At 44.5% G+C, this 13512-nt stretch carries 10 protein-coding genes; 5 read left to right on the top strand and 5 right to left on the bottom strand.

The genetic code is table 11. The features are described 5' to 3' along the window. The first annotated feature begins 129 nt into the window (after window positions 1-129). From OK023_RS11280 to OK023_RS11265, 4 genes are all read left to right on the top strand, one after another. Window positions 130-2571: a glycogen/starch/alpha-glucan phosphorylase gene (locus OK023_RS11280; protein WP_317692820.1), complete on the top strand. Its 2442-nt coding sequence runs from the start codon at window positions 130-132 to the stop codon at window positions 2569-2571. Window positions 2572-2701: 130 nt separating this feature from the next. Next, complete coding sequence (locus OK023_RS11275; protein WP_317692819.1) at window positions 2702-3991, top strand: PP2C family protein-serine/threonine phosphatase; 1290 nt, start codon at window positions 2702-2704, stop codon at window positions 3989-3991. Window positions 3992-4004: 13 nt separating this feature from the next. Next, complete coding sequence (locus OK023_RS11270; protein WP_317692818.1) at window positions 4005-4343, top strand: STAS domain-containing protein; 339 nt, start codon at window positions 4005-4007, stop codon at window positions 4341-4343. A 32-nt stretch (window positions 4344-4375) separates the two neighbouring features. Further along, a complete protein-coding gene (locus tag OK023_RS11265; RefSeq protein WP_317692817.1) occupies window positions 4376-4828 on the top strand; it encodes an ATP-binding protein in 453 nt (150 codons plus the stop codon). A 92-nt stretch (window positions 4829-4920) separates the two neighbouring features. Here the strand turns inward: OK023_RS11265 and OK023_RS11260 are convergent, their stop codons facing one another. The 5 genes from OK023_RS11260 to OK023_RS11240 form a co-directional block, all read right to left on the bottom strand. Next, entirely contained in the window at window positions 4921-7614 is a 2694-nt protein-coding gene (locus OK023_RS11260) for a response regulator (RefSeq protein ID WP_317692816.1), read from the bottom strand. After that, window positions 7604-8056, bottom strand: coding sequence for a Globin (locus OK023_RS11255; protein ID WP_317692815.1), 453 nt, complete (start codon window positions 8054-8056; stop codon window positions 7604-7606). The genes OK023_RS11260 and OK023_RS11255 overlap by 11 nt, the downstream gene beginning before the upstream one ends. A gap of 636 nt (window positions 8057-8692) precedes the next feature. Continuing rightward, a complete protein-coding gene (locus tag OK023_RS11250) occupies window positions 8693-9589 on the bottom strand; it encodes a glutaminyl-peptide cyclotransferase (protein ID WP_317692814.1) in 897 nt (298 codons plus the stop codon). Between the two features lie 64 nt (window positions 9590-9653). After that, entirely contained in the window at window positions 9654-10652 is a 999-nt protein-coding gene (locus OK023_RS11245) for a hypothetical protein (protein WP_317692813.1), read from the bottom strand. Between the two features lie 498 nt (window positions 10653-11150). Then, complete coding sequence (locus OK023_RS11240) at window positions 11151-11813, bottom strand: GntR family transcriptional regulator (RefSeq protein WP_317692812.1); 663 nt, start codon at window positions 11811-11813, stop codon at window positions 11151-11153. A gap of 432 nt (window positions 11814-12245) precedes the next feature. On the opposite strand from OK023_RS11240, the gene OK023_RS11235 reads away from it, so the two are divergent. Continuing rightward, the gene (locus tag OK023_RS11235; protein WP_317692811.1) at window positions 12246-13487 is read left to right on the top strand and encodes an NRAMP family divalent metal transporter; all 1242 of its coding nucleotides are present in this window, start codon (window positions 12246-12248) and stop codon (window positions 13485-13487) included. The last annotated feature ends 25 nt before the right edge of the window (window positions 13488-13512 follow it).

The following is a 13512-nucleotide window of genomic DNA, read 5'->3' as shown; positions in this document are numbered from 1 at the left end:
AACTTGATGTTTCGCAAATTCACCCTTGAAAACTGAAAGCCGTCTACACTTGACAGAGAATTTTTCCTGTTACCCATCTTCACGTGTCATGGATAACGACTCGGATATCCAGCTTAGATAGGGATTACCATGAATACAAAGCAAACGCCTGTTGAAATGCCCGGAGTTGAAGAGATTAAAAATAATTTAATCAGCAAGCTGCGATACAGCTTATGTCTTGAGCTCAAAGATGCAACTCATGCCGATATTTTCAATGCGCTAGCCTTAACGGTAAGAGATTTCCAGTTAGACAGTTTCTTTACTACCAAGAGTAGCCAGAAAGAAGCGAAATCGAAGCGGCTCTATTATCTCTCCATGGAGTTTCTACTGGGTCAGTCGTTGCGTAATAACTTAATGAATTTAGGGCTTTTTCCTGCTGCTCATCAAGCGCTCAGCGAGTTAGGGTTTGATTTTGGGGATATTATCGCAGAGGAACCGGACGCTGCATTGGGTAATGGGGGCTTGGGCCGTTTGGCTGCCTGCTTTATTGACTCTATGGCAACGTTGGATATTGCGGCTTCGGGGCACGGTATTAAATATGAATACGGGTTATTTAAACAGTCCATCCATAATGGCAGGCAGGTTGAACAACCAGACGATTGGCATTCTATCCATTCACCTTGGCTGATTGATCATTATTCGCAATTGATGTTGATCCCTATTGGTGGGCATATAGAGGAAAGCAAAGATATTGACGGCAATTACAATCCCATGTGGATGGACTGGAAGGTGATTGTTGGCGTACCTCATGATTATTTTGTGACAGGCTACGGTGGAAAAACGGTTAACAAGCTGCGCTTATACAGCGCAAGCGCCTCTGATTCATTCGATGTTCATATTTTTAACCGTGGAGACTATTTGCGAGCAGTGAGCCAAAAAATAGCCTCTGAAAATATCTCAAAAATATTGTATCCGGCAGATGAGATCCAATCGGGAAAAGAATTACGCCTGACCCAAGAGTATTTTTTAGTTGCTTGTACCTTACGTGATGTTTTTCAGGAATTTGCCGAGAAGTCAGACGATATTACTGCATTGCCAGATGCGGTTGCGATACAGTTAAATGATACGCATCCTGCTCTGGCGATTGTAGAGATGATGCGCATTCTGGTTGACGAACATCGCTTGGATTGGTCTACCGCCTGGGATATTACACAGAGAACCTGTGCATTTACCAACCACACACTGATGCCTGAAGCACTCGAAACCTGGCCAGTCACCCTGTTCGAGAAACTATTGCCGCGCCACCTGCAAATTATCTACGAAATCAATCACCGGTTCCTTGCCGATGTGGCCAAAAAATGGCCAAAAAAACCAGAGTTGCTGACGTCATTATCGCTGTTTGAAGAGCAGGGGGAAAAGAAAATTCGCATGGCACATCTTGCTATCGTTGGCAGCCATAAGGTGAACGGAGTCGCTAAATTGCACTCTGAGCTGATTAAGCAGGAACTGGTGCCAAACTTTTATTTTATCTCGCCTGAGAAATTCACCAATCAGACTAATGGTGTCACGCCAAGGCGTTGGATACAACAAGCTAACCCGAGACTGGCAGCGTTTCTCACTCGTCAGTTAGGCGCTGGCTGGGTGACCGACCTTGATAAATTGCAACGGCTGAAGAAATTAGTGAACGATAGCGGTGCCGTGGAAGAAATTCAAAATATCAAGCTTCAGAATAAACAGGCACTTTGCCAGCTTATCTCCTCTCGCCAAGGTATTAAAATCGATCCGCTTGCGATGTTTGACAGCCAAGTGAAGCGTATTCATGAATACAAACGGCAATTGCTGAATATTCTGCATGTTATACATCTCTATCTGGGGATCGTGGAGTCAGGTAATACGTTAATACAGCCGAAGGTACATCTGTTCTCAGGAAAAGCGGCACCAGGTTATGCAATGGCCAAGCTGATCATTCAACTGATTAACGAAGTCGCGAGAACGGTGAATAACGATCCACGTACCAAAGGGCAACTGCGAGTACTCTTCCTAGAAGATTATAAAGTTTCCCTGGCTGAACATATTATTCCCGCCACCGATCTTTCTGAACAGATCTCGACTGCCGGAACGGAGGCGTCGGGGACAAGTAATATGAAGTTTTCCATGAATGGTGCTTTGACCATAGGCACCATGGATGGAGCGAATATTGAGATCCGTGATGCTGTGGGCGCTGAGAATTTTTACCTGTTTGGGGCCACTGCGGCTGAAATCAGCGCCAACCGGGCTTCAGGTTGCCATAACCGAATTTACCACAGCAACCCGATTATCCGAGAAACCGTGGATGCGCTGGTATCGGGCAGGTTCAATCTTGATACTTCTCTCTTTCAACCGATTTATCGCATGCTGGTAGAAGGGGATCACTATTGTCATCTGCTCGACTTTGACAGCTATTGCCTTGCCCAGCATCAGGTGCTCACCGATTTCTCTCAACCACAACAATGGCACCAAAAGGCACTGTTAAATATTGCAGGTATGGGGGGATTCTCGAGCGATCGTACAATCAAAGGGTATGCATCGGAAATTTGGGGGATTAGCTGTTGAGGCTAAGTACCACTTCTGCAAGGTCGTCGAACGTTAAATCGATACTCTTGGCGGGGCGAATAGCGTTCTCTGTCAGAGGTATCATCAAGCTGAGCTGAATACAGCCTTTTCAGGTAAAGGATCATCATGTATGGAGCTACTTACTCAAAGTCCTCCAGCGGAACCGCTGCAGGTGACCGTGCTGATTGTTGATGATTCAAAAAGTTATCGACATCTGATGGCGGCGGCGTTGATAAAATGGGGGTTTAATGTCTGTGAGGCGGAAGATGGCCAACAGGCATTGCAAAAGCTGGCGCAACACCCTATCCATATCGTTATCAGTGACTGGGAAATGCCCGTTATGGACGGCGTGGCATTGTGTCGAGCCATACGCAGTGGCGATTTTGGTCATTATATCTACTTGATTTTACTGACGGCCAGACAATCCATTGAGGATTTGCTGACAGGGATGGAGTCCGGTGCCGATGATTTCTTGTCAAAGCCGGTTAACCACAGCCAGCTTCGTGCACGGTTGCATGCGGCAGAGCGTGTATTGTTATTGGAAAGCACGTTGGCGGCTCGTAATGAAAAACTCTCCTATGCTTACCGCCAGATAGAATCCGACCTGCAAGCCGCGGCCAAACTGCAACACAGTTTTTTGCCAACCCACAATCTGTTTTTGTCCGGGTTTGAATTCGATTGGATGTTTTTACCTTCGGCTTATGTGTCGGGCGACTCACTGAACTATTTTCCTTTAGGGGAGCAACATATTGCTTTCTTTAGCGTTGACGTTGCAGGCCATGGCGTCAGTGCAGCCATGCTTTCGTTGGCGGTGGCCAGGGAGTTTCTTGCGGGTCGTATTAGCAACCATCTGTTGCTGAATCAAACGGCGGATGGTGAGCGGATGCCGGTTGCGCCGCATCGAGTTGTTGAGGAATTAAATCAACGTTTCTGTTTGGATAATGAACAGGTGGTCAGCTACTACACGCTGATTTATGGCGTGATCCATACTGCGACGGGTGACGGCGTTCTCTGCCAGGCAGGACATCCGACCCCCTTTATTATCCGCGCTAACGGTGAATTATCTTCTGTTGGGGAAGGGGGAATGCCAGTGGGGTTGTTTGCTGATGCGGAATACCAGGACACTCCTTTTACCCTTGAGATGGGAGATAGGCTCTATCTTTATAGCGATGGGATTATTGAATGTGAAAATCACCTTCAGGAACTTTACGGCGAGCAGCGTTTGCAGGCGTTGCTGATTGAATGCCGTGACCTAGCGAAGGATCGGGTATTCGCGCGGGTGGAAAATGCGCTTAATGCCTGGTGCTGTAGTGAATATGAGAATAGTCGGGAGTCAGGGGTAATATCACCCCAACCTTTTGCTGATGATATTTCGCTGATGGCGATTGAACGTATCAGCCTTTCAACGGTTGCACAGTAAATAAGGAGCTGTCATGAACTTTGAGATCCAGTCTGAGAACGGCGTTGAAATTATTACTCCTCTAGTACGTCGCTTGGATGCCTCGGTGGCGGGGATATTCAAACAGGATATCTTATCTTTTATCCAACAGGGAAAAAACAGTATTTTGCTGGACTTCAGCCAGGTCGATTTTATTGATAGTAGTTGCCTCGGTGCTCTGGTTTCCATGCTCAAAATGCTCAACGAACGTGGTGATTTAGCCCTTTGTTCTCTTAACAGCAATATTCAGAACATGTTCAAACTGACGCGAATGGACCGCATTTTCACGATTGGTAGCGATCGCGAAGCGGCGCTTGAAATAATGAATCGCTAAATATCGCTAACGGTGTATTAAGGAGAAACCGTATGGCAAGTGCCAACACTACGCTGTGTTTACCGGCATCATTGGCGAGTCTTGCGAAACTGAGTGAAGGGCTGCATGATTTTGTGGCACCTTTCTCATTGGATCCAGCCGTTGTTTTTCAGGTTGATCTGGCTTCAAGCGAAGCATTTACCAATATTGTCAGGCATGCCGTGAATTATGATGATAATCAGAATGTTATTGTTAATTTGACCCTTGATGGTCAACAACTGATATTAACGCTTTCCGATCCGGGCTTACCGATCCCTGCTGATATTTTACAGAATTCGGCAAAATCCCCCGGCTTTTCTCTTGATCCGCTTAATCCCTCTGGATGGCCAGAAGGGGGAATGGGGCTAATATTTATCCAGTCGGTAATGGATAGTGTGCATTATGAAACCGTGAATGGGCGAAACCTGCTCACGTTGAGCAAAAGTTTAGCAAGTAACAGCGTATGAGATTACGGCCATGGCCTTTTAAGCACTTGGGGGACCACCGCTTAGGTTGTGCCCCAACCTATCACAGGGTAACGTTATCACCATGCTGCTGGTCACCTTTGCTGTTTTAGCGCTATCAGTGCCGCCTGCAACCGCTGGCATAATTCATTTAGACCATGATATTGCTCTAAGATATCGTCCATCCTCCCTAGCGCAGCTGCTTTTTCGATATGGTCCAGTTTACTTTCCAATGGTTGACACACAAAATGGAGACATTCCCCTTTGAGTCGGTGTGCATTACGCCGAATGGCTTCTATATCCTGTTTTTCAATAGCCTCATTCAGCGCGGCTTGCAGGGAAGGGAGTTCCTCAAGGAAAATGGTTGTCAATTCATCGAACAACGTCTTATCAGCCCCTAACTGAGCCAGTGCCTGAGCATAGTCAAAAATATCTTCATCAAGAGGCTGCGGACTGTTAGTCATCATCCGCTGGATTTCGCTGCCCAGATTATCTAACAGGATAGGTTTACTGATATATCCATCAAATCCCTGAGACAGACATCTTTCCCGGTCGCCTTTCATGGCATGTGCCGTCATGGCAATAATCGGTAGATGCTTGCACGATTGCTGCGATTCAGCGGCGCGTAGATGTTGGACGGCTTCAATACCATCCATCTCGGGCATTTGTAGATCCATTAAAACCACGTCGTAATGGTTTTGCTGAAGTTCTAATAGCGCCAGTTTACCATTTCCCACCACTTGGCAAGTATGGCCGAGTTTACGGACAAAGTTGATCGCCAATTGTTGATTTATAAGATTATCTTCGGCAATCAGAATATGTAAACCATTACTTGGAGCTTGTACTGGTGCGTCAATAATGGGTTTGGGAAGTGGGACGTCTTCGGGGTTAAAAGCTGAAATGATAGCCTCTAATAATTCTGCGCCATCAATGGGCTTGGTTAAAAAACTTGAAACACCGACTTTTCGCAGAACACCTGTATCAATTCGGTTTCCCATTGAGCTTAACATGATCAGTTTGCACTGACGTAAACTTGGCGTGGACATGATTTCCAACGCAAGCGCCATGCCGTCCATTTCTGGCATTTGCGAATCCAGTAAAATTAACGGAAAACGCTGGCCTGTGTTCAATAATTCAAGAGCGGCTTTACCTGAATTGACCGTATAGGGTTTAAGCCCAGTATTGCGCAACATATCAAACAGCAAGCGTAAATTGGTTTCGTTGTCGTCCACCACCAAAACATCCATTCCCTTTAACCAGTCAGGCAATGCGATCGCCGGACGGGAAGATGAAGTGCCGTTATCGGCATTGATGGGCAGAGAAAAATAGAAACGGCTACCGTGCTGAGGCTGGCTGGAAACCTGTAATTTGCCCCCCATCATTTCAACCAACCGGGCTGAAATGGTCAATCCCAGCCCTGTCCCACCATATTTGCGAGTCGTTGAGCTGTCTGCCTGGCTGAAAGATTCAAAGATGATTGCCTGTTTATCTTCCGCGATACCAATTCCCGTATCGATAATACTGAACGTCAGCATATCCGGTGCGGAGAGGGCCGGTGCAACGCGCAAAACGACTTCACCGGTATGGGTGAACTTAAGGGCATTACCAATCAAATTGGTAATGACCTGCCGTAGGCGCAGTGCGTCACTGTGTAGAAGTGTGGGTACGTTCGGATCAATATCGACAATCAGCTCAAGCCCTTTCTCGGAGAATTTAGGCATCAAAGGACGTGTAATTTCGTGTATCAGGGTGCGCAGAGCAAAGTCTTCAAGCTCAAGGACGATTTTACCCGCTTCAATTTTCGAAAAATCGAGAATATCATCGATAATCTTTAATAAAGCGCGCGCTGATGAGTACACCATATTGATGTAATCACGTTGTTCTTTATTAAGATTAGTTTCCAGGCACAACTGTGTCATGCCTAGAATACCGTTCATTGGTGTGCGGATTTCGTGGCTCATGTTAGCCAGAAACTCACTTTTGGCCTGATTGGCGGCGTGGGCCAGTTCGACTGCCTGTTGAGATGAGGCTTCTGCCTCTTTACGCTCGGTGATGTCTTGTAGGGTACCGATGGCTCGCTGTACTTCCCCTTTGATTCCCAAGCTGACGATTTGCCCTTGTATTAGAACCCATCGTTCGTGCCCGCTTTGGTGTTTAACGCGCACCTCACAGGCAAAAACCGGCAATACTGCATTATTGGCTTCATGAACGCAGTTTAGTATCAGGGATAAGTCATCGGGGTGGATCACTTGTTGCCAAAGTGCCGAGGAAAACTCGCCACTTTGACGGTTAACTCCTAACAACAATAACAGTGCATCATTAACCTGCAACTTATCCTGAGAGCATTCCCAATCCCAAATCCCGATACGTGAAGTTTCTGCTGCCAGAATGAAGTTGTTATTTAACACTTGTCTGGCGCTGTTCATATCAGCGAAATGGGTAATATCGGTATGCAGACTGATGATGCCACCATCGGCTATCCGATGGTGCTGAATGTAAAATGTACGTTTGGCTAGGTGACGGACCTCAGAGTGCGCTTCCTGCCGATATTGATGAAATAAAGCCTCTGCAAGTTTCGACTTTCTTTGTTCGTCTAAAGCGGGATGGTCGGTTTCGAGAATGAAATCGATCATCTCTTTCAGAGTAACACCTTGCCTGATCCTGCCATGTAAATCAGGATAATACTCTGTAACTTTGCTATTCCAATAACGCAACCGTTCATCCGCATCGTAGATTAGCAATGCTGCATTGGCTGCATCCAGCGCAGGCAACAACAGATTAGCGTTCATTATACCTGCCTTTATTGGCATCATGGTGCAACTCAGCCTGACGCCGCATGAATTCCAATCCAGGGGCCATAAAAATAGCCCATGCAGTGAGCACCTCTTCATTCCACAGCGGATCGAGTTCACGCACTGTCTGCAATACTGCCCTACGCCAGTAGGCAAAAACCGAGGCTGGAAGATTCAGCCCTTCGGAACTTTGTTCTCTGGCAACATGCTCCAGATAGTCGGAAACGATATGGGTGTTTGCCACCGAGAGCATGTAGAAAAAGGATTTATAGATAATTTTTTGTTGCTTTTGATGAAGCTCGGCGTTGGAAAGGATTTTCAGTTCCTGCGTGCTTTCAATAAACAATCTGTAGAAATGAGAGAAAAAAGCGTCTCCGTGATCTTTGGCTGTGATCCGATCGTAACTGTTATTGAATAACGCTTCATAATTGGTACTCACATCATTCTCTCTTAGCCTCTCGAAGGCATGGCCCTGAGGATTTGGCCAAATTACAGCAAATATTTTGTTGCCGTTCTTTTGATTTTCAAGCGATGAAAAAACTGTCAGTACATTTGTTGTGACGCATAGGGAAAATGCAGTTTTTCTCAATCAAGTCTAGTTAACAACAAGGGAAGCGCAAGGCTTGAATACCAGGGATAGCAAACCCTGAATGAAGAGGGCACGGCGTATCGGCGTTTCTCATCACTGCCACCCGTCAGAAGCGTAAAATGCAGCGGTGTGGAGCAGCTTAATTAAGAGGAGGTATGTTAAAAGGGGACTGTGATGCGCGCCATAATCCTCAGAGCGTGAGTTCAAGGTGTCTTGGGCTAAAAAATGGCTTAACACGGTGCGCAATGACCTCGGCCTTGAGGGATACTACCCTTAGGGCTGAGGTCATTTGGACATATTACGGCGCTGCTTTGTTGACCGTTTTATTTAGCCCACTAAACTTTACGGTTAACGCCTTGCCCGCACTAATCACCAGCGGTTCTCGCGTGCAATAAGGAGGCACTGTTAGGACTATTATTGGACTTTTGGCATATAGTTTCCGGCAGTTGCTGATTGAAAAATGGCAGAGTACAGATCAAATAAATCCTATTGACCTGGACATTTCGCTGGCAAAAGTTCTGGATCAGCGGGATTTGTTGCGTTAGATAAACATATTTCAAAAAGATTAGGCCAGAGTTTCCCTGTTACAAATAATCTGTTCTCTTTTGCATCGTAGGCAATACCATTAAGAACTTCATTTGTCCTCTCGATTTCTCCGGTATACATTGGCAGGCCAGCCATATTAATCCAACGTTTAATATTACCGTTATCCCGCGGGTCAATAATGACGATCATATCTGTTTTCCAGACGTTGGCATATATTTTCCCATTTATCATTTCTAGCTCATTGAGTTTACCTACCTCAATGCCATTGATTTTTGCATTGATAGCTTTGGAGGGGTTCTCTGTAATCGTTATTGTCTCATCATTAACGGAAAAATAACGTACCGTGGAAGAACCATCGGTAGTGATAAGGTCAGTACCATCCGTTGTTATTCCCCAGCCTTCATAAGGGTAATCTATTTCTTTTATTTTTACACAATCTTTACCGTAGACGTATAACTTCTTTTCTGTATAAGTGAGTACGTAAATTTTATCTCCTAATACTGTCATGCCCTCACCAAATGCCTCATCGGGCATCTTGGCTTCGCATATTTCATCTCTGTTATTGCCTATTCTATATTTAACCAGTCTTGCGAATCCATTACGTCCAGTTGTTTCATACATATAACCCTGTTCTTTTCCTTCACGGTCTAGCTCATAGACATATTGTAAACCTTGCGTGTAATCATTTTTATCATGAAAAAATGTATTAAGGGCTTTGTAATTAAAGCTTGGAATAGGAACACTTGCAGCCAGCGTATTCTGACTGTAGGTTGTTATAATGCAGGAAAACAAAACAAAGCGTACGGCAGTTATGGTACTTGTATGTAAAAAAGTCATAGATATCATCCTAAAAATAACCGAGTTTGTATATATGCGATAAGCAAATGAATGACTTCAATGATTATTTTTTAGAGAGTGGGGTAATACTAACCCCATGCAAACTCAGAAATCTTTCATCCGTTATCCAGAAGTTATTGGTGTTCGCGTCATACGATAACGTCCCCAGAAAACCATCTGATTTCACTATTGGCTTATCATATTGATAAAGATCCTCAAGATGGAAACCAGCGAAGTTTGCAAAGTCAGTGACTCTGTAAATCTGTGCTTCATTGGTTTTAGACCATTCCCATGCTAAAACCATGTCTGATTGCCAGACCTGTCCATAAGCTTTGTACCTATCCCCCCCTTGGGGAACAATCTGTATTGCGCTAAATTTTCCTGCTTTTGTCTCTGGCGTTCCGACGCCTCTATAAACAACAACGGTACTTGGTGTCGTTTGTTGTATGCCATCAAGCCTCATCAAGCGAATACCATTACCATTAAAGTCACTCATCACTAATGGATAACTAGAGGCCGTATCCGGGTTTGGAGATAAAGCCATTCCATTAGATAATAACGGAGCAGATTCTCTAATAAAACTGAGCGTATTTTTGTTATAAAATACGAGTTTTTGCCGAACAATGTCATTAATTTTAGAACCTACTAGTACTATTACCTCGTTACCGACTACGGCCATGCCTTTGATAGGGTCTTTTTCAGGCGGAAATATTTCTCTATAATCGTTTATTTGCGACTCTTGCAAAAAAACAACCCCGCCACTACTGTTTAATTCATATTTTTCTAAAAAAGAAATCCAATTATTATCAGGTTGTTGTCTAAGAACGCGTAAGTATATTTGTGTGACGCCGCTCTCATTAACGTATTGTGAGGCTAAGACTCTTCTAAGTTTTCCATCATTTTGAGCGTTTACACGATTCAGTATTTTATATCCGTACTCAGCCACTTGAGGCACAGGAGCCTGACCTTGTGCTAATGAACTTTGTTGCCATGCAATAGAAATGAGAGATGAGTAAAACATATATCTCACGAAAATCATTGAATTATGACAAAAGCGCTTCATGCAACTCTCCTTGAGAAAGGTTATGATATTTCTTCCCCTTTAACCTTCAAGCCGCATTATATCTGCATTCTAAAGGTTGCAGAGGTAGAGTGTGATACATTTTTCTTGCAAACTACTCTTACTATTTTTTTTGATAGAAATATTCAAAAAATAATGGATAAAAATATGTACTTTGGTTGTGTCTGGGCATAACTATTGCTGAAAAAAAAGAATAAAACAAATAAATAAATAAAAAATTAAGTTAATTAAAAAATAATTAGAGTGCTAATTGTTTTTTGTGGTGCTCAATCAATACCCGCATTACTCGGAAATATTTAAATTAATTCAGGCTTATATGGTAATTCAGGAATTGAATGTAGATGGTTTTTTATGGCATTATATAGTGTTTAATGCGGGAAATGAGAATGTAGCCAAGGGACATAGTCTAAAATACAAGCCGTCACTCAGTTGGCAGTGTTTTGATAATAATAAACTGTTTGAAAACCATGCAGTTTGAACTCACGTGGACTGTTTTTGGCGTGCCCATGCAGCGAGTACTGTTCGCTCAGAAAGCTCGATATATTCTGCCATCGCCTTGGCGGCTTTTTCATTTTGCCCTTCTTTCAGTAAAGTCAGAATATGGGCATTTTTCTCAACGTAGGGCGCGTAGAATAATTCTAAATCGTTAAGATAGCTGAATGCCAGACGCAACTCGGCAGAAATATTGCAATACAGCCGTGTAAGCCGCTCGCTATCGGCAAGTTCAACAATCGCAATATGGAATTTCATATTGGCTGTGCCGACGTTTCGCCAGTCACGGGCATGGCTGTATTCTCGGGCTTCCTCAAGAGTTTTTTCCATTTGCGTTACTGATGGATGAAAAGGGTATGCGTGTATCAGGGCATCACACTCAATCAAACGGCGAATGCGATAGATATCACGAATAGCAGCCATATCCGGCACGGCGACACAAACGCCACGATTGGGTTCGTAATGTAACAATCTTTCCTGAGTTAACAGGCGAAACACTTCACGCAATGTATTGCGTGAAATATTGAGTTGTTCACTGAGAGAAGTTTCAGATAACCGAATACCTGGTGTCAGCTCACCCGCGATGATTTTTTGGCGGATGGTTTCTGCCATTTTCTCGTTCAGCAACTGCGGGGGGGCATCTTTTTTCATGAAGTTTTACACGACACTGTGATTATATGAACGGCGATTTTTGCATATTAATTTATTTAATTCAATGGGTTATTGCTTATTTTGATTGTTTTTTTGAACGAGAGTTATCCATTTCTGTGAGATAAGAAATGACAAAAAGTGATCAACATCAATTTTTAATTCCCTGCCGCCTGATTGGGCTTGCCTAATTGATTAACAATGCATAGATTATTGTTCAACAATAATTAAATAAATGATTAACAAAATGCATTAACCAATGATTCGCTGGCTACATGCTGTGTCTCTCAAATGCCTTAGCTCCGCGGATCAGCCCCCAAAAGCTTGTGTCTGTGTTTTTGAACTTGAACATAAGGCCGCTTTGCTCTCAGCGTGGATGACAGATTTTGGGGACTGCGGTGACACCAGTCTAAATAAAAACCGGAGTGAGTTCAGATGGCAGAACAAGAAATCGAAATTAAATCCTTTGCTAAGAAACGACGCTCATCGTTGATTGCGGCAGTTTTTTTAATGGCAACCTCGGCCATTGGTCCTGGTTTTATCACCCAGACAGCGGCTTTTACCGCTGTCATGGGCGCATCATTTGCCTTCGGTATTTTGGCTTCGATCATTATCGACTTTGTAGTCCAGCAGAATATCTGGCGTATGGTGACGGTAACGCAGATGCGAGCTTCGGATATTGCCAACGAAGCCCTACCAGGTAGTGGTTACCTATTGGCCGTGTTGGTAATTTTGGGGGGGCTGGTGTTTAACGTCGGGAATATTGCCGGTGCAGGGCTGGGACTAAACGCCATGTTTGGCCTCTCCCCAAAATGGGGTGGAGGACTTAGTGCGCTGTTGGCCGTTTATATTTTCTCTTCACGAAGTGTCAGTACTGCCATGGATCGTCTGATGATTGTTCTTGGGTTAGCCATGATCGCTCTGACACTGTACGTAGCTTTTGTCTCTCATCCCCCGGTTGGTGAGGCGCTTCGCCAAAGCATACTGCCCGATGAGATTAATTTCGCCATGATCACCACTATCGTCGGTGGTACGGTTGGTGGGTATATTTCTTATGCGGGCGCGCATCGACTGTTGGATAAAGGCATGGGGGGCGTGGAAAATATTAAGGCCGTTTCCTCTGGCGCGACCAAAGGGATACTGGTGGTTGGCTTGATGCGTTATATCCTTTTCCTTGCGGTACTGGGTGCGATGTCTAGCGGTGTGGTATTGGATCTTTCAAGCCAAGAGTCTAACCCTGCTTCGCAGGCTTTTGAGTACGCAGTAGGTTCCTTCGGCGTCCGCATTTTTGGTTTTATTTTCTGGGGAGCAGCGATCACCAGCGTGATTGGTGCCGCTTACACTTCGGTTACCTTCATGACGGTATTTCACAAGCAAATGACTGAACGTCAGCGGAATATGGCCACAGTGATTTTCATTGCCATTTCGTTGGCTATTTTTCTGATGCTTGGCACTGCGCCTGCTGGGTTACTGGTCTTTGCTGGCGGTTTCAATGGGTTAATTCTTCCTCTCGGTATGACCCTATTTATTTATGTGGGCTGGAAACGTGCTGATTTGATGAAGGGTTACCGCTATCCGCGCTGGTTATTGTGGGCAGGACTAATAACTTGTGCGTTCACCTGGTACATGGGTGTGCAATCCGTTAGCGCGATTTTCGATTTCCTTAACATTGTTTAAAAAATACAAGATATTGATTTGTTTT

The sequence above is a fragment of the Serratia sp. UGAL515B_01 genome, assembly GCF_033095805.1.
Classification (GTDB): Bacteria; Pseudomonadota; Gammaproteobacteria; order Enterobacterales; family Enterobacteriaceae; genus Chania.
The sequence above is the reverse complement of the archived record's forward strand: the minus strand, read 5'-3'. Positions and strand labels throughout refer to the sequence as shown.